21 protein-coding genes are annotated in these 15,148 nt (G+C 71.1%); 8 read left to right on the top strand and 13 right to left on the bottom strand.

The genetic code is table 11. The features are described from left to right. Positions 1-121: 121 nt before the first annotated feature. The gene (locus RZ84_RS20220; protein ID WP_043265477.1) at positions 122-841 is read right to left on the bottom strand and encodes a DedA family protein; all 720 of its coding nucleotides are present in this window, start codon (positions 839-841) and stop codon (positions 122-124) included. Between the two features lie 255 nt (positions 842-1,096). Here RZ84_RS20220 and RZ84_RS20215 point away from each other — a divergent pair, with 255 nt between their 5' ends. Next, positions 1,097-1,462: a YbjQ family protein gene (locus RZ84_RS20215; RefSeq protein ID WP_043265476.1), complete on the top strand. Its 366-nt coding sequence runs from the start codon at positions 1,097-1,099 to the stop codon at positions 1,460-1,462. Between the two features lie 165 nt (positions 1,463-1,627). Here the strand turns inward: RZ84_RS20215 and RZ84_RS20210 are convergent, their stop codons facing one another. Then, positions 1,628-2,386, bottom strand: coding sequence for a MerR family transcriptional regulator (locus RZ84_RS20210; RefSeq protein ID WP_043265475.1), 759 nt, complete (start codon positions 2,384-2,386; stop codon positions 1,628-1,630). A 210-nt stretch (positions 2,387-2,596) separates the two neighbouring features. Between RZ84_RS20210 and RZ84_RS20205 the strand changes: the two genes are divergently transcribed. From RZ84_RS20205 to RZ84_RS20195, 3 genes are all read left to right on the top strand, one after another. Further along, entirely contained in the window at positions 2,597-3,361 is a 765-nt protein-coding gene (locus RZ84_RS20205) for a LysE family transporter (protein WP_043270370.1), read from the top strand. Positions 3,362-3,601: 240 nt separating this feature from the next. Next, positions 3,602-4,225 carry an NAD(P)H:quinone oxidoreductase gene (wrbA, locus tag RZ84_RS20200; protein WP_043265474.1) on the top strand — a complete coding sequence of 208 codons (624 nt, stop codon included), beginning with the start codon at positions 3,602-3,604 and terminating at the stop codon, positions 4,223-4,225. Between the two features lie 16 nt (positions 4,226-4,241). Further along, on the top strand, positions 4,242-5,657 hold the full coding sequence (locus RZ84_RS20195) for a glutamate decarboxylase (RefSeq protein ID WP_043265473.1): 1,416 nt from the start codon (positions 4,242-4,244) through the stop codon (positions 5,655-5,657). On the opposite strand, the gene RZ84_RS20190 is transcribed toward RZ84_RS20195, so the two are convergent. The 3 genes from RZ84_RS20190 to RZ84_RS20180 all read right to left on the bottom strand — a co-directional run bounded on the left by RZ84_RS20190 (position 5,654) and on the right by RZ84_RS20180 (position 8,891). Further along, a complete protein-coding gene (locus tag RZ84_RS20190; protein WP_043265472.1) occupies positions 5,654-6,352 on the bottom strand; it encodes a PadR family transcriptional regulator in 699 nt (232 codons plus the stop codon). The genes RZ84_RS20195 and RZ84_RS20190 overlap by 4 nt on opposite strands. A gap of 153 nt (positions 6,353-6,505) precedes the next feature. Beyond that, positions 6,506-7,963 (bottom strand): aldehyde dehydrogenase family protein, encoded by a 1,458-nt coding sequence (locus RZ84_RS20185; protein WP_043265471.1) that lies wholly within the window; start codon positions 7,961-7,963, stop codon positions 6,506-6,508. 64 nt (positions 7,964-8,027) lie between these two features. Beyond that, positions 8,028-8,891 carry a helix-turn-helix domain-containing protein gene (locus RZ84_RS20180; RefSeq protein ID WP_043265470.1) on the bottom strand — a complete coding sequence of 288 codons (864 nt, stop codon included), beginning with the start codon at positions 8,889-8,891 and terminating at the stop codon, positions 8,028-8,030. Between the two features lie 313 nt (positions 8,892-9,204). On the opposite strand from RZ84_RS20180, the gene RZ84_RS20175 reads away from it, so the two are divergent. Continuing rightward, complete coding sequence (locus tag RZ84_RS20175; RefSeq protein ID WP_043265469.1) at positions 9,205-9,735, top strand: ATP-binding protein; 531 nt, start codon at positions 9,205-9,207, stop codon at positions 9,733-9,735. Between the two features lie 158 nt (positions 9,736-9,893). Here RZ84_RS20175 and RZ84_RS20170 read toward each other — a convergent pair whose 3' ends face one another. From RZ84_RS20170 to rpmG, 7 genes are all read right to left on the bottom strand, one after another. Then, entirely contained in the window at positions 9,894-10,133 is a 240-nt protein-coding gene (locus RZ84_RS20170) for a DUF397 domain-containing protein (protein ID WP_043265468.1), read from the bottom strand. A gap of 135 nt (positions 10,134-10,268) precedes the next feature. Further along, a complete protein-coding gene (locus tag RZ84_RS20165) occupies positions 10,269-10,742 on the bottom strand; it encodes an SRPBCC family protein (RefSeq protein WP_043265467.1) in 474 nt (157 codons plus the stop codon). Next, entirely contained in the window at positions 10,739-11,146 is a 408-nt protein-coding gene (locus RZ84_RS20160) for an ArsR/SmtB family transcription factor (protein WP_241777775.1), read from the bottom strand. The genes RZ84_RS20165 and RZ84_RS20160 overlap by 4 nt, the downstream gene beginning before the upstream one ends. A 58-nt stretch (positions 11,147-11,204) precedes the next feature. Further along, complete coding sequence (gene rpsR / locus RZ84_RS20155; protein ID WP_043265466.1) at positions 11,205-11,441, bottom strand: 30S ribosomal protein S18; 237 nt, start codon at positions 11,439-11,441, stop codon at positions 11,205-11,207. Between the two features lie 173 nt (positions 11,442-11,614). Beyond that, complete coding sequence (locus tag RZ84_RS20150) at positions 11,615-12,763, bottom strand: CobW family GTP-binding protein (protein ID WP_043265465.1); 1,149 nt, start codon at positions 12,761-12,763, stop codon at positions 11,615-11,617. After that, positions 12,763-13,017, bottom strand: coding sequence for a type B 50S ribosomal protein L31 (locus RZ84_RS20145; RefSeq protein ID WP_043265464.1), 255 nt, complete (start codon positions 13,015-13,017; stop codon positions 12,763-12,765). Before RZ84_RS20145 ends, RZ84_RS20150 begins: the two co-directional genes overlap by 1 nt. A 6-nt stretch (positions 13,018-13,023) precedes the next feature. After that, positions 13,024-13,188, bottom strand: a complete 165-nt coding sequence (gene rpmG / locus RZ84_RS20140) for a 50S ribosomal protein L33 (protein WP_043265463.1) — start codon at positions 13,186-13,188, stop codon at positions 13,024-13,026. A gap of 73 nt (positions 13,189-13,261) precedes the next feature. Here rpmG and rpmB point away from each other — a divergent pair, with 73 nt between their 5' ends. The 3 genes from rpmB (at position 13,262) to tatA (ending at position 14,148) form a co-directional block, all read left to right on the top strand. Then, positions 13,262-13,498: a 50S ribosomal protein L28 gene (gene rpmB, locus RZ84_RS20135; RefSeq protein WP_043265462.1), complete on the top strand. Its 237-nt coding sequence runs from the start codon at positions 13,262-13,264 to the stop codon at positions 13,496-13,498. Beyond that, complete coding sequence (gene rpsN / locus RZ84_RS20130; RefSeq protein WP_043265461.1) at positions 13,498-13,803, top strand: 30S ribosomal protein S14; 306 nt, start codon at positions 13,498-13,500, stop codon at positions 13,801-13,803. Before rpmB ends, rpsN begins: the two co-directional genes overlap by 1 nt. Before the next feature lie 111 nt (positions 13,804-13,914). After that, positions 13,915-14,148 carry a Sec-independent protein translocase subunit TatA gene (gene tatA / locus RZ84_RS20125; RefSeq protein WP_043265460.1) on the top strand — a complete coding sequence of 78 codons (234 nt, stop codon included), beginning with the start codon at positions 13,915-13,917 and terminating at the stop codon, positions 14,146-14,148. Positions 14,149-14,169: 21 nt separating this feature from the next. Here tatA and RZ84_RS20120 read toward each other — a convergent pair whose 3' ends face one another. Beyond that, entirely contained in the window at positions 14,170-15,015 is an 846-nt protein-coding gene (locus RZ84_RS20120) for a nitrilase-related carbon-nitrogen hydrolase (RefSeq protein WP_043265459.1), read from the bottom strand. Positions 15,016-15,148: the final 133 nt, after the last annotated feature.

The raw sequence follows: 15,148 nt of genomic DNA, 5'->3' as shown, positions 1-15,148 counted from the left end.
GGGCGTGGCGCTTGCCCGGGTACCGGGTTTTCCGGGACCGGGCGGCGCCGGACGCGGCGGCGCGGGAGCGGGCGCGCGGGCGCCGGGGGCGGGAGCCGGGCGGGGTGTCCGGGCCGGGGCGTCAGCGCTTGGCGTGCCGCCCGCGGCGGCCGTCGGCCGGGGCGCCCAGGGGCCGGTCCGGGCCCCCCGCCGGGCGGACGACCGCGCCCGCCGGCTCCTTCGCCGCCTTGCCGCGCGCCCGGAGGTACTCGATGACGATCGGGACCACGGAGACCAGCACGATCGCCACGAGGATCAGCTCGATGTTCTTGTGCACGAACGGGACATTGCCCAGCGCGGCGCCCAGCAGCGTCACCCCGGCGCCCCACATCGCACCGCCGATGAGGTTGAAGGTGATGAAGGAGCGGTAGTTCATCCGGCTCACCCCGGCGATGATCGGCGTGAACGTCCGCACGATCGGCACGAAGCGGGCCAGGATCAGCGACTTCGGGCCGTGCTTCTCGAAGAAGAGATGCGCCTTCTCGACGTTCTCCTGCTTGAAGAGCCGGGAGTCGGGCCGCTTGAAGAGCGACGGGCCGACCTTGCGCCCGAAGAGGTAGCCGGCCTGGTCGCCCAGGACGGCGGCCAGCACCACCAGGAGGCACACCGCCCACAGCGGGGTGTCCAGCTTCCCCGTCGTCACCAGCAGCCCGGTCGTGAACAGCAGCGAGTCACCCGGCAGGAAGAAGCCGATCAGCAGGCCGGACTCGGCGAAGACGATGAACAGGAGGCCGACCAGACCGAATGTCTGAAGGAGATAGTCCGGGTCCAGCCACTGGGGTCCGAGCGCGAGGTTGTTCACGGGGTGAGGGCTCCTGGGTCGAGGGCGCCGGGTCGCGCGGTGCGACGAGCAAAAGCGGGGGTGCAGGCGCGGTGTGCGGCCCAAAGCTATCAACGGACTATGCCGCCTCGTGGTTCCAGCCGGAGGACCAGGAGCCCGCGGAACCCCGGGCTCCGGCGCCCCGCCCCCGCGGATCCGCGCCCGCCACCCGACCGCGCCCGGCCGCTGGCCGCCCCCGCCGTCCCGGGTGATGCTGGCCGCGAGGAGGTGCGGATCATGGGCATCGAGGAGTACGGCGGGGGACAGCAGTCATCGGACGTCCTGGTGGTCACCACGAACGACGTCCCCGGATTCCACGTGACGCAGGTGATCGGCGAGGTCTTCGGCCTCACCGTCCGCTCGCGGCACCTCGGCAGCCAGATCGGCGCCGGCCTGAAGTCGATGATCGGCGGCGAGCTGCGCGGCCTGACCAAGACCCTCGTCGAGACCCGCAACCAGGCCATGGAGCGGCTGGTGGAGCAGGCCCGCTCCCGGGGTGCGAACGCGGTGCTGATGTTCCGCTTCGACGTCACCGAGGCCGCCGACGTCGGAACCGAGGTGTGCGCCTACGGCACGGCCGTGGTCCTGGCCCCCATGAGCTGACCGGACCGTCCGTGGCGGCCGTGCGGGCCGGAGAGCGACACTCCCCGGCCCCCGAGAGCGGCACTCCCGGCCCCGCGAGAGCGGCCCTCCCCGGCCCCGCGAGTGCGGCGCTCCCCGGCCCCCGAGTGCGGCCTCGCCGGCCGCGGAGACGCCCCCGCACTCACCTCACAGGTGCCGGACCGCGTTCGCCAGCATCGCGTCGCGCATGTAGACCGCCAGACCGGGCCGGATCGCCTCGTACGTGGCGGTGAACCGCTCGTCCGCGACGTACATCTCCCCGAGCCCGGTGTGGATCTCGTAGGTGCAGTCGTAGTAGGCGCCCCCGATGAACCGGCGGTGCTCCTCCGCGACGTCCATCGCCGCCTCGGAGTCCGCCGGCACACCCTGCGCCAGCAGGTCGGCCATCTTGCGGTGGATGGCGTCGAACTCCGCCCCCAGCCGCTTCCAGTCGTCCTTGGTGTACGCGGCCGTCCGCCGCTGCGACTCCTCGTAGGCGTCGGTGCCGCCCCAGCGCTCCGCCACCTCCGCGGCGTACCGGTCGGGGTCGAAGTCCCCGAAGACCTCGAACTTCTCCTCCGGGGTGAGCCGTACGTTCATTCTGCGTGCCTCCATCGCGTGTTCGACGGCGGCGGCCATCTCCTGGAGCTTGCCGATCCGCGCGGTCAGCAGGTCGTGCTGGCGCCGCAGGTGCTCCTGCGCGTCCGCGTCCGGGTCGTCCAGGAGGGCCGCCACCTCGTCGAGCGGAAAGCCGAGCTCGCGGTAGAACAGGATCTGCTGGAGCCGGTCCAGGTCGTGGTCGCCGTACCGGCGGTGCCCCGCGTGGCTGCGCTCGCTGGGCACCAGCAGCCCGATCTCGTCGTAGTGGTGCAGGGTGCGCACCGTGATCCCGGCGAAACCGGCGACCTGCCCTACCGAATAGCTCACTTCCGCTCCCTCGTCGGTCGTCGGTACGCGCTTCACGATGGGTCCTCACGCCACGTGAGGTGCAAGCCCGGCCGGCCGTACGGATACGGAAACGGATACGCCGTAGGGATGTGGGGATACCGATACGGATACGGGCGGGCAGCCGGCTGCGGCGGTCCGGATCCTGAAATGCCGGTGAGGCACCGGACACCCGGTGGCATCCTTCCGGCCATGCTCGGAATAACGGATCTGTCCACGTATCTGGCCGGCCTGGCACTGATCATTCTGCTGCCGGGCCCGAATTCGCTCTACGTCGTCTCGGTCGCCGCGCGGCGCGGCCGGCGGGTGGCGTACCGCGCCGCGGCGGGCGTGCTGTGCGGCGACACGGTGCTGATGACGCTGTCGGCGGGCGGGGTGGCCTCGCTGCTGAAGGCCAGTCCGCTGCTCTTCGGCATCGTGAAGTTCGCCGGCGCGGGCTACCTCACGTGGCTGGCCGTCGGGATGCTGCGCGGCGCCTGGTCCCTGTGGCGCGGCGGTCGGGACCGCAGGGCCGCACGGGACGCCGGCACGACCGGGGCCGCGGTGACCCAGGAGGCGGCCGTGGCGACCCGGGACGGCGCGACCACACCCGGCACCCCGACCCCGGCGGCCCCGGCGGCCCCGGCCACAAAGGAGGCCGCCAAGGAGACCGCCGAACGGCCCTTCCGCCGGGCGCTGGTGGTGAGCTTGCTCAACCCGAAGGCGATCCTCTTCTTCATCTCCTTCTTCGTGCAGTTCGTGGACCCGTCCTACGCCCACCCGGTGCTGTCGTTTCTGGCCCTCGGCGCCTGGGCGCAGCTGTTCAGCCTCAGCTATCTCTCGCTGCTGATCTTCAGCGGGACGTTCCTGGCGACCACCTTCCGGCGCCGCAGGCGGCTGACGGCCGGCCTGTCCGCGGGCGCCGGCGCCGCCTTCCTCGGTTTCGCGGCGAAGCTGTCGCTGGCCACCGCGAGCTGAACCGCCGCACGCCACCGGGCCGCACCACGCCCGCACCGGGCCGCACCACCGCGGCCCGCTCACGCACCCTGTGGCCCGGCCGGTCGCGCGCCCCGATGGCACGGCCGGTCGCGTAGCCGGCCGCACGAACGGTCGCGCGGCGCCCGCCCGCCCCTCGCACGCCCCCGCGCTTCCACTGGGCGAACCCTGGAGGCCATACACCCCCTATGCCCCTATTGTCGGGTTCCAGGAGGTGTGCCCATGCCCACGCACGATGTGAACGTCGCGGTCATCTACTACTCCGCGACCGGCACCATCGCCGAGCTGGCCCGCCTGATCGCGGACGCCGCCGAGCACGCGGGCGCCGACGTGCGCCTGCGCCGGACCGCCGAACTCGCCCCCCAGAGCGCCATCGACGCCAACCCGGCCTGGGCCGCGAACACCACCGCCACCGCCGACATCCTGGAGGCGACCCACGAGGACATGCTCTGGGCGGACGCGGTGGTCTTCGGCTCCCCCACCCGCTTCGGCAACGTCACCTCCCAGCTCAAGCAGTTCATCGACACCCTGGGCGGCCTCTGGCAGCAGGGCAGGCTGGCCGACAAGGTCTACAGCGGCTTCACCGCCTCCGCCACCGCGCACGGCGGCCAGGAGTCCACCCTCCTCGCGCTCTACCACTCCGTCCACCACTTCGGCGGCATCCTCGTCGCCCCCGGCTACACGGACCCGGCGAAGTTCACCGACGGCAACCCCTACGGCACCTCGCACGTCGGCGGCCCGGACACCCCGGTCGACGCGAACGCCCGTACCGCCGCCCGGATCCAGGCGGAACGTGTCGTGAAACTCACCAAAGCCATCAAAGCCGGTCTTTCCCCTGCGAGTTGACGGGTATCCCCCTCAGATGACTCTCCACAAAGGCGCCTCCGACCGCGACCGCTCGCGCCAGGCGCGCCCGGTCAACCCCTTCTACGGCGAGGCCGACCCGGTCGCCGGCATGGACACCTCTCCGCCGCGGCACACCCTGCCCGAGGGCCCCGTGGCCCCGCACACCGCCTACCAGTTCGTGCACGACGAGCTGATGCTGGACGGCAACTCCCGGCTCAATCTGGCCACTTTCGTCACCACGTGGATGGAACCGCAGGCCGGCATCCTGATGTCGGAGTGCCGGGACAAGAACATGATCGACAAGGACGAGTACCCGCTCACCGCCGAACTGGAGCGGCGCTGTGTGGCCATGCTCGCCGACCTCTGGCACGCGCCCGACCCGTCCACCACCGTCGGCTGCTCGACCACCGGCTCCAGCGAGGCCTGCATGCTCGCCGGGATGGCCTTCAAACGGCGCTGGTCCCGGCGCAACGCGGACCGCTATCCCGCCACCGCCCGCCCCAACCTCGTCATGGGCGCCAACGTCCAGGTCTGCTGGGAGAAGTTCTGCACCTTCTGGGAGGTCGAGGCCCGCCAGGTCCCCATGGAGGGCGACCGCTTCCACCTCGACGCGGCCTCCGCAGCCGCGCTCTGCGACGAGAACACCATCGGCGTGGTGGCCGTCCTCGGGTCGACCTTCGACGGGTCGTACGAGCCGGTGGCGGAGATCTGCGCGGCGCTCGACGCCCTCCAGGAGCGCACCGGGCTGGACATCCCGGTCCACGTGGACGGCGCGTCCGGCGCCATGATCGCCCCGTTCCTCGACCCCGAGCTGGTCTGGGACTTCCGGCTCCCCCGGGTCGCCTCCATCAACACCTCCGGCCACAAGTACGGCCTGGTCTACCCCGGCGTCGGCTGGGCCCTGTGGCGGGACGAGGCCGCGCTCCCCGAGGAGCTGGTCTTCCGCGTCAACTACCTGGGCGGCGACATGCCGACCTTCGCCCTCAACTTCTCCCGGCCCGGCGCCCAGGTCGCCGCCCAGTACTACACCTTCCTGCGGCTGGGCAGGGAGGGCTACCGCGCCGTACAGCAGGCCACCCGCGACGTGGCCCGCTCGCTGGCCGAACGGATCGCCGCGCCGGGCGACTTCCGGCTGCTCACCCGGGGCGACCAGCTGCCGGTCTTCGCCTTCACGACCGCGGACGGTGTCACCGCCTTCGACGTCTTCGACGTGTCCCGCCGGATGAAGGAGCGCGGCTGGCTGCTCCCCGCCTACACCTTCCCGCCGCACCGCGAGGACCTCTCCGTCCTCCGCATCGTCTGCCGCAACGGCTTCTCCCAGGACCTCGCCGACCTCTTCCTCGCGGACCTGGAGAGCCTGCTGCCCGAACTCCGCCGTCAGCCCGGCCCGTTGAACCGCCCGGAGAACGTCGCCACCGCGTTCCACCACTAGGTCGGGTCAGCAGCGGATCGGGGCAGGCTCTGACACACCCCGCCCGCGTCCTCGTCGCCCCCGGCGCCCCCGGTCTCGCCCCCGATCGCGTACGGGTTCTCCTGCCCCTCCGCGAGCACCCCCCTGAACGGCTCCCCCTCGCCCGCGAAGACATAGGCGCCGCCCTCGATCCGCGCGATCAGCCCCCGCGTCCACTCCGCACCGCTGTCCGCCGAGTGCACCCACATGTTCATGATCTCGCCGATGTGGCCGAGCGGTCCGGTCCCGCCCTCGGGCGTGTAGTACGAGGTGACCGTGGACCGCCACTCGGCAAGCGCCCGCACCCGCTCCCCGAGCAGCGCCACCGCCTCGTCCCGCGGCAGGTCCACCATGAAGCCGAGACCGGCGCTCAGCACATCGGTCTTCGGATCCCGCTGCGCCAGCGCCGCCCGCAGCAGCGTGAAGTACTCGGCCTCGCCCGCCGCGGTCAGCTCGTACTCGGTACGGGGGGGCCCGCCGGCGGTGCTGGGCGCGATGTCATGGGCGCGCAACAGCCCCTGCTTCGCCATCTGCTTCAGCGCGTGGTAGATCGACCCCGGCTTGGCGCTGGACCACTCGTGGGCGCCCCAGTACTCCAGGTCGTTGCGCACCTGATAGCCGTGCGCCCGGCCGTGCTGCCGCACGGCCCCCAGCACCAGCAGCCGGATCGCCGACATCGTCTCCTCAATCCCTCGCGCGCGTCCCTGCCGTCAGCCTAGGACGCCACGCTCCGGGACCGGCGCCCGGCTCTCCCGGGTCGCCCGCACCCGGCCACCGGTACGCGGCTGCCCCGCCGTCCAGGGCTCCCCGATGCCGTCGGCGCGGCGGCCTCAGAGGGGGAAGTGGGACCGCCCGTGCTGGATGGACACCCACTTCTGCGTCGTGAACGCCTCGATCGTGGACTCCCCGTTCAGCCGCCCCACCCCGGAGAACTTCTCCCCGCCGAACGCCACCTGCGGCTCGTCGTGGACCGTCCCGTCGTTGACGTGGACCATCCCGGTCTCTATCCGCTGGGCGATCCGCACCCCGCGCTCCACATTGGCGGTGTGCACCGCCCCGCTGAGCCCGTAGGGCGAGTCGTTGGCGATCCGCACCGCCTCGTCCTCCCCGTCGAACGACACCAGCAGGACGACCGGACCGAAGATCTCCTGACCGTGCAGCCCGGAGTCCGCGGGCAGCCCGGCCAGCACGCTCGGCTCGACGAGGTTGCCGTCCGTACGCCCGCGCAGCAGCGCCGTGGCCCCCTCGGCGACCGCCCGGTCGACCAGCGAGGTCAGCGCCTCCGCCTGGAACCCGTTGATCAGCGGGCCTATCTGGGTCCGCGGATCGCGCGGATCGCCGGTCCGCAGCGCCGCCACCCTGGCCACGAACTTCTCGGTGAACTCGGCCTCCACGGCGCGGTCCACCAGCACCCTGTTGGCCGCCATGCAGACCTGCCCCTGGTAGACGAACCGGCTGAAGACGGCGGCGTCCACGGCGTAGTCGATATCGGCGTCGTCCATGACGATCAGCGCGCTGTTGCCGCTGAGTTCGAGAATCACCCGCTTGAAGTGCCCGGCGCTGACCGCCGCCACATGCCGGCCGACCTTGTCCGACCCGGCGAACGAGATCACCCGCGGCACCGGGTGCTCGATCAACGCGTCACCGATCTCCGCGATGTCCGTGACGAGTACGTTGAGCAGCCCGTCCGGCAGCCCGGCGTCCTGGAAGAGCTTGGCGATCAGCCCGCCGCCGGTGATCGGGGTGTTCTGGTTGGGCTTGATCACCACGGCGTTGCCGAGCGCCAGCGCCGGCGCCACCGACTTCATGGAGATCAGGAACGGGAAGTTGAACGGGCTGATCACGCCGATGACGCCGACCGGCAGGCCGTAGACGCGGTTCTCCTTGCCGTCCACCGGCGAGGGCAGTATCCGGCCCTGGGGCCGCAGCGCGAGCTGTATCGCCTCGCGCACGAACTCCTTGGCGAGCCGGACCTCGTAGGCGGCCTTGCTGCGGGTGCCGCCCAGTTCGAGGACGAGCGCCTCGATGATCTCCGCTTCGCGCTCCTCGATCAGCCGCAGCAGCCGCTCGGTGACCTCTCGCCGCTCGTAGGGATTCCTCCGGGCCCAGTCGCGCTGCGCCCGTTCGGCGGCGCGGTACGCCTCGTCGACCTGGTCCACGCCGGCGACGGTGATCGACGCCAGCTTCGCCTGGTCGTAGGGGTTGAAATCGATGATGTCCCACGAGCCGCTGCCGGCCCGCCATTCACCGTCGATGAACTGGTAGGCCAGGTCTGCGAAGAAGGACATGGCATCCCTACTCTGTGCGGCTCTGCTCTGCGGGGGGCTGATCCGGCGTCATCCTACTGCCGGGTCAAGTGAGTTGGAGTAGACCACGCAGCAGATCCCTGGTCTGGGAGGGGTCCGGGCTGTCCTCCTGGAGCCGCGCCATCGCCCGCTCGTACTGGGCGACCTCCTCCGCCTTGTCCAAGTAGAGGGCACTGGTGAGCTGTTCGAGATAGATCACGTCGGACAGATCCGACTCCGGGAACCGCAGCATGGTGAACGCCCCGCTCTCGCCGGCATGCCCGCCGAAGTTGAACGGCATGACCTGCAACCGCACATTGGGCCGCTCGGAGATGTCGATCAGATGCTTCAACTGGCCCCGCATCACGGCCCGTCCGCCGTACGGGCGTCTCAGCGCGGCCTCGTCCAGCACGCAGTGCAGCTGCGGCGCCCGCTCGGATATCAGCAGCTTCTGCCGCTCCTGGCGCAGCGCCACCCGGCGCTGGATGTCGGCCGCCGGCGCACCGGGCATGCCCCGCGAGACGACCGCGTGCGCATACTCCTCGGTCTGCAACAGCCCGTGGACGAACTGGACTTCGTAGACCCGGATCAGCGACGCCGCCCCTTCCAGCCCCACGTACGTCTGGAACCATCCGGGCAGCACATCGCCGTAACTGTGCCACCAGCCCGCCACGTTGGCTTCCCGGGCCAGTGCGAGCAGCGCCTCGCGCTCCTGCTCGTCGCCCACGCCGTACAGCGTGAGGAGATCTGCGACATCGCGTGCCTTGAAGCTCACTCTGCCCAACTCCATGCGGCTGATCTTCGACTCGGACGCACGGATCGAGTAGCCGGCCGCTTCACGGGTTATCCCGCGCGATTCACGCAGCCGACGGAGCTGCGACCCGAGCAGGATCCGCCGCACCACCGACCCGCTCGACTCACTTGCGGACACCTCTCTGACCCTCCTGTGACCCCACCCCGTCCAACAGTGGGCCGCAGTCTGCCATGTTCAGGCTTCGTTGAGTGCTCATCCGGTTACTGATATGTGCGGCCACCGCAAGCCCTCCACAAGAAATCACGGGAAGAATACGGCGCTTATACGGCCAGCCCTACGCAATCACGTCAGCTGCACGTGCATCTGCCCTTGCATCTGCCCTACGCATTGGGAACCATAGGCGTCGCACGCATGCTCGCTCGTGAAAGATCCGCCAGATCCGGCTGACCGGCCAGGGTCATGACGTCCGCGAACGCCAGGAGTGCCTCGCATGGGGACCAAGGTTATGACCATGCTCGACTTCGAGCCGTTATGGCAGGGCTTTCCTCCCGTCGACCCCTTGGCCGTCTCCGGATCCGCGTCCTGCTCGCTCCCGCCGCGCTACGAATCGGTCCGCGGGGCACGGAAGTTCACCCGCGAAACGCTCTGCGGCTGGGGCCTGGAGGACCTCTTCGACGGGGTAGCCCTAGTGGTCTCCGAGCTCGTGACCAACGCGCTGCGCCACGCGGTCCTCGCCGCCCCGGACCGGACGGTCGAATTCGGCTCGGAATACGCGGAATACACCGCGTACCCAGAGCCGTTGACGCCCGCCCGGCTCCACCTGATGCGCTGGTCCTCCCGGCTCGTCTGCGCCGTACGGGACCCCAGCGACGCCTCGCCCGAGGCCGGCGAGGCGGACTCCGCCGCCGAGTCGGGGCGCGGGCTCTACCTGGTCGACTCGTTCAGCGACAGCTGGGGCTGGCACCGACTGTCCGGGGACCGGCACGGAAAGGTCGTATGGGCCCTCTTCCGGCTGCCCTGAGCGCCGGCCGCCGCGGGCCTGCCGCCACAGCGCCCGCGGCCCACACACACGACGAACGGGCGCCCGTGTGCCACGGGCGCCCGTTCCCCTGTCCGCGCCGCACCGCCCGGCCGCACGGGACCGGCCCGGCCGCCTACGAGGCGATCGCGTACGAGGTGTCAGTCGCGTACGAGGTGGTCGAACTCCCCGTCCTTGACGCCGAGCAGCATCGCCTCGACCTCGGCCGGCGTGTAGACCAGCGCCGGGCCGTCCGGGAAGCGGGAGTTGCGGACCGCGATGTCACCGCCGGGCAGCTTCGCGAATTCCACGCAGGAGCCCTGGGAGTTGCTGTGCCGGCTCTTCTGCCAGGACACATCACGGAGATCCGTTGCGGCCATGCCGTTGTATGCGTGGGGCACAGGGCTCTCCCGGTGGTGAACGCGGTGATAAACGGTGTCAACTGCCCGGGATCATAGCTGCGTTCACATGCGGATGCATTCGCAGATGCACGTGCACGACAGCCCGTGCCGGGACCGTCACCGCCCGTGGAGCGCTCACAGCCCCTGGAGCACCTTCCCCAGACCCTCCGTCACCATCGACCGCCATCCGCCGCCCATGACCTTGTGCGCCCGCACCTGGAACGGGTCGTCCGGGTCGAAGCCTTCATGGACGAGGAAGAGACGCGTACCGCGCCCTTCGGGTTCCAGGGTCCAGGTGATCGTCCAGTCGGCGCGGCTGCCCTGCCCCTCGTCCGCGTCCCGCCAGCGCAGCCGCAGCATCCTCTCCTCCTCGAACGCCTCGACCTCGGCCATGACGGTGCCGGAGAAGTTGCTGTTCGGCCGGGGCAGCGTCCACATCTGGTAGCTGTGGCCGACCTCCAGCCGGAAGTCGCCGGGCATCAGCCACTGGGCGATCAACTCCGGTTCGGTCAGTGCCCGCCAGACCTTCGCGGGAGGGTGCGCCAGGAAGTGCGCGACCCGGATCGTGGTGGGGTCGTCGTCCGGAACTGCGAACGGGTGCGTGGTCATTGCGCCTCGTCATCGGGAACATCGGGATCGTCGGGAACATCGGGAACGCCGGGCATACGGTCGAGCAGCTCGCCGAGGCCCGCGAGCTTCGCGCGCCAGAACCGCTCGTAGGGGCCGAGCCAGTCCTGCACCTCACTGAGTGGCTCGGCCTCCAGGCGGTAGATCCGCTGCCGGCCGGCCCGCCGCTCGCTCACCAGTCCGGCCTGGCGCAGCACCTTCAGATGCTCGGACAGGCTCGGCCGGCTCATCGCGAAGTGCTCGCCCAGCCGCTGGACGGGCTGCGGCCCGCCGTCGCGCAGCAGGCAGAGCACCTCGCGCCGGGTGCCGTTGGCGAGCGCCGCGAAGACGTGGTCCCGGTCCGGTTCGGACAGGACGGCACGCGGCGGTTCAGGAGTGGCGTTCACGTCCCCGAAGATACGTAGGAGGTTCCCTACGCGTCAAACGTAGGGAACCTCCTACGCGTCACCGCGAGGCGTACGGCAGCAGCGCCATTTCCCGGGCGTTCTTGATCGCACGGGCCAGCTGCCGCTGCTGCTGGGCGGTGACCCGGGTGACCCGGCGGCTGCGGATCTTGCCGCGGTCCGAGATGAACTTCCGCAGCAGGTCGGTGTCCTTGTAGTCGATGTACGTGATCCCGGCCGCGTCCAGCGGGTTGGGACGGTTCGCGGGCTTACGGCGCGGATCGGGCCGACGGGGCATGGGCAGGGCTTTCTCGTGCGGGCGGACTTCTCGTGCAGGCGGATGCGGCCGGGTTCCCCACCGGGAAACGGCCGGTTCGACGACGGGCGGAACGGCGGCTTACGGAACGGGAGCTCCCGGAACGGCGCCTTACGGAACGGGACCTTCGGAACGGGGACCTCCGGAGCGGCGCCTCACGACACCGGGTCGAGGAGCGCGTCGAAGGCGGGCGCGAGGCGCTTCCAGGCCGGCGGCCCGCCCGCGTACTCGGCGTCGGTGAGCAGGCAGGACTCCAGGAGGGACCGGAGCCCCTCGCGGTCCAGACCGGGCGAGGTGAAGACCAGGTGCTGGGCCCGGTCGCCATGCTCCGGGTGCCAGTCCAGCGCGGCGGCGGCCCGGCGCACCGGCGGCACCATCTCCCAGGCGGCGTCCGGCAGCGCGGCCAGCCACGGCCCGGCGCTCTCCACACACAGCGCACCGCCCGCCGCGTCCCAGGCCAGCAGCGCGTCCGGCCGGTCGGCCAGCCAGAACCGGCCCCGGCTGCGCGCCGCCGCACAGGTCAGGTCCTCCAGGGCCGCGAAGAGCCGCTCGGGGTGGAAGGGCCGGGTGCGCCGCCATACGAGCGTGCCGACCCCGGCCGCGTCGGCCTCCTGGGGCAGCAGCGCGCACGCCGGATGCTGCCGGGCGGCAGCCGCCTCCACATCGAAGCCGGCCACCGCCGCGGCGGCCAACTCGACGGATCCCACGTCCACTTGGCGCGCCGTCGGGTGCAGCTGCGCCAGCAGCGCGAGATCGGCCTCGTCCGCGGGCTCCTCCCCCGCGGCCAGCGCCAGCACCGGCGCGTACTCCAGCTGCCGCGCCCAGGTGTCGGCGACCGTGCGCTGATCGGAGGCGGCAGCCGCCAGCCCCGCCTCCGCCAGATCGTCGCCACAGCCGAGATACGGCAGCAGCAGCGCCGGGTCGACGGCGGTGATCACCGCGGTCAGCGTCAGGTTCTCGCTGCCGCACGAGGCGATCACCTCGGCCATCGCCTTCGGCTCGACCGAGTCCCACAGCTCCACGACCGCCAGCCGGCAGGTCCGGCCGGCGGCCAGCCGCTCCAGCTCGGGCACCAGGTCCTCGCGCAGCGCACAGCAGGCGCAGTCGTTGACCAGCGGCGCCATACCGGTGTCCAGCGTGCCGCCGGCGTCGCGGACGGTGCGCTCCACGGTGCCGTCGGCGGCCGAGGCCAGGTCGTGGTGGAGGGCGACGCTGCCGGGCACGGTGCGCAGCAGCCGCTCGACCGCGGCCCGCCGGGCATCCGAGTGCAGCCCGCCCACCAGCGCGACGCTCAGCCGCTCCATCAGCGGGCCCCGCGCTTGCCGTAGCGGCGCTCGAACCGCTCGACGCGGCCGGCGGTGTCCAGCACCCGGGCGGTGCCCGTGTAGAAGGGGTGGCTCGCCGAGGAGATCTCGACGTCGACGACGGGATAGGTGTTCCCGTCCTCCCACTCGACGGTCTTGTCACTGGTCATCGTCGACCGGGTCAGGAAGGCGAAGTCCCCGGCCCGGTCGCGGAAGACGACGGGCTCGTAGGCGGGGTGGATTCCGGGCTGCATCGGACCTCAGCGCTCCTCTCGGAAGGTGACGTGCCGCCCGACGACCGGGTCGTACTTGCGCAGTTCCAGGCGGTCGGGGTTGTTACGGCGGTTCTTGCGGGTGACGTACGTGAACCCGGTTCCGGCGGTGGACCGGAGCTTGACGACCGGGCGTATTTCGTTGCGGGCCATGCCCCGTAGTATACGTAAATGGTTTTCGTTTTCAATAAGCCTCCGAGGGCCCCACCACCGAAGGGACCGCACCGTGTCCGCCCACTGCCAGCTGACCGGCCGCAAGCCGGGATTCGGCAAGACCGTCTCCCACTCGCACCGCCGCACCCCGCGCCGCTTCGACCCCAACATCCAGCGCAAGCGCTACTGGCTGGAGAGCGAGGGCCGGCACATCCGCCTGACGCTTAGCGCCAGGGCCGTCAAGACCATCGACGCGATCGGCATCGAAGCGGCCGTCGCCCGCATCCGCGCCCGGGGGGAGAAGGTCTGATGGCCAAGAAGAGCAAGATCGCCAAGAACGAGCAGCGCCGCGCGACCGTCGCCCGCTACGCCGCCCGGCGGGCCGTCCTCAAGGCCGTCATCCGCAGCCCGCACACCCCCGAGGAGGAGCGCACCGCCGCCCAGCGCGAGCTCTCCCGCCAGCCCCGGGACGCCAGCGCCACCCGCGTCCGCAACCGCGACGGCGTCGACGGCCGCCCGCGCGGCTACTTCCGCGCCTTCGGCCTCTCCCGGGTCAACCTGCGTGACCAAGCACACAAGGGCCACCTTCCGGGCGTGCGCAAGTCCAGCTGGTAGCCCGCCGGCCGGTTGCCGTCCCCCGGAACGCCCCCTGGGGGTCGGCAGCCGGGCCGTTCGGGTAATACTGGACAGACTCCGCAGGCACCCCCGACGAAAGCGAGAGCGTCCATGTTCCGCAACGCACTGGAGCCCTGGCACCTGATCCTGGTCGTCGCCGTGCTCGTGCTGCTCTTCGGTTCCAAGAAGCTCCCCGACATGGCACGCGGCCTCGGCCGCTCGATGCGCATCCTCAAGTCGGAGGCCAAGGCCCTCAAGGACGAGCACTCGGCCGAGGCCCCCCGCACGGAACAGGCACCCCGCCCGGAGCAGGCACCCCGCCCGGAGCAGGCCCCCGGCCACTGACCCGGCCGGCGGCCACCGCACTCAGCTGTCGCCGCCCTCCTCGATCAACCGCCGCACCTCACGGTCGATCAGCCCCAGCCGCGCCTCCGCGACCAGCGGCACCGCCCGGCGCTGCCGGCGCGCCTCCGCGAGATCGATGTCCACGGTGACCAGCGCGGGCTCCCACTTGGGCGCCTGCGCCACCACCGCGCCCCGCGGGTCCACCACCCGCGAACCGCCCCAGAACGTCGCACCGTGCTCGTTGCCGACCCGGTTGACGAAGACCACCCAGCACTGGAGCATCTTCGCCGTATAGGACACCAGCGTGTCCCAGTACAGCCCGGTGTCCATCGCCTCCGGATCCAGGCTCGCCGCGCTGTTGGTCGGCACGAACAGCACCTCGGCCCCGTCCTGCACCGCCAGCCACGGCAGTACGGGCTGCCAGGCGTCATTGCACACCAGCGTCGCGCCCCGCCCACCGGTCGTCGACTTCGTCAGCTCGTACGCGCGCAGCGACTGCCCCGGGCTGACGTGCTTACGCTCTTCCCAGGCCAGGTAGTTGGGGAGATAGAGCTTCCGGTGCGCATGCACCAGCGCCCCGTCCGCATAGTGCGCGGAAGTGTTGTACGCGCGCAGGCTGGTGTGCTCGTGGAAGCCGACCAGCACATCCGGCCCCAGGGTGCTCAGCTCCCGCAGCCGCGGATCGCTCACCTCGATGGACTCGTCCCGCTTGAGCGCCCCCAAGTGGTAGCCGTGCAGACTGAGTTCGGGGAACACCACGAGATCGGCCCCCTGGGCCGCCGCCTGCTCGATCTGCTCCCGTGCGATCCGGAGGTTCTCCGGCACATCCCCCAGCACACAGTCCGTCTGCGCCAGCGCGATGAGCATGCCCACTCCCCCTCGATCAATTACCTTTAATACCCTTTATAACCTTTCTTCAATTTTGCCAGAAAAAACCCGCTGGCCGCTGCGTACCCACCCTCGTGCCCGCCGCCACGACCGGCGGCCGGCTCCCCGCCCA

The organism is Streptomyces sp. CT34 (assembly GCF_000805335.1).
Classification (GTDB): Bacteria; Actinomycetota; Actinomycetes; order Streptomycetales; family Streptomycetaceae; genus Streptomyces.
Note: the sequence above shows the minus strand (reverse complement) of the source record. Positions and strands in the feature narration are given on the sequence as shown.

What these genes read in the sequence shown, in the direction of transcription:
- RZ84_RS20215 (WP_043265476.1), top strand. Translation starts at nt 1,097, where the DNA reads ATGGGCATCGAGGAGTACGGCGGGGGACAGCAGTCATCGGACGTCCTG.
- RZ84_RS20205 (WP_043270370.1), top strand. Translation starts at nt 2,597, where the DNA reads ATGCTCGGAATAACGGATCTGTCCACGTATCTGGCCGGCCTGGCACTG.
- wrbA (WP_043265474.1), top strand. Translation starts at nt 3,602, where the DNA reads ATGCCCACGCACGATGTGAACGTCGCGGTCATCTACTACTCCGCGACC.
- RZ84_RS20195 (WP_043265473.1), top strand. Translation starts at nt 4,242, where the DNA reads ATGACTCTCCACAAAGGCGCCTCCGACCGCGACCGCTCGCGCCAGGCG.
- RZ84_RS20190 (WP_043265472.1), bottom strand. Translation starts at nt 6,352, where the DNA reads ATGTCGGCGATCCGGCTGCTGGTGCTGGGGGCCGTGCGGCAGCACGGC.
- RZ84_RS20185 (WP_043265471.1), bottom strand. Translation starts at nt 7,963, where the DNA reads ATGTCCTTCTTCGCAGACCTGGCCTACCAGTTCATCGACGGTGAATGG.
- RZ84_RS20175 (WP_043265469.1), top strand. Translation starts at nt 9,205, where the DNA reads ATGGGGACCAAGGTTATGACCATGCTCGACTTCGAGCCGTTATGGCAG.
- RZ84_RS20165 (WP_043265467.1), bottom strand. Translation starts at nt 10,742, where the DNA reads ATGACCACGCACCCGTTCGCAGTTCCGGACGACGACCCCACCACGATC.
- rpsR (WP_043265466.1), bottom strand. Translation starts at nt 11,441, where the DNA reads ATGCCCCGTCGGCCCGATCCGCGCCGTAAGCCCGCGAACCGTCCCAAC.
- RZ84_RS20150 (WP_043265465.1), bottom strand. Translation starts at nt 12,763, where the DNA reads ATGGAGCGGCTGAGCGTCGCGCTGGTGGGCGGGCTGCACTCGGATGCC.
- RZ84_RS20145 (WP_043265464.1), bottom strand. Translation starts at nt 13,017, where the DNA reads ATGCAGCCCGGAATCCACCCCGCCTACGAGCCCGTCGTCTTCCGCGAC.
- rpmG (WP_043265463.1), bottom strand. Translation starts at nt 13,188, where the DNA reads ATGGCCCGCAACGAAATACGCCCGGTCGTCAAGCTCCGGTCCACCGCC.
- rpsN (WP_043265461.1), top strand. Translation starts at nt 13,498, where the DNA reads ATGGCCAAGAAGAGCAAGATCGCCAAGAACGAGCAGCGCCGCGCGACC.
- tatA (WP_043265460.1), top strand. Translation starts at nt 13,915, where the DNA reads ATGTTCCGCAACGCACTGGAGCCCTGGCACCTGATCCTGGTCGTCGCC.
- RZ84_RS20120 (WP_043265459.1), bottom strand. Translation starts at nt 15,015, where the DNA reads ATGCTCATCGCGCTGGCGCAGACGGACTGTGTGCTGGGGGATGTGCCG.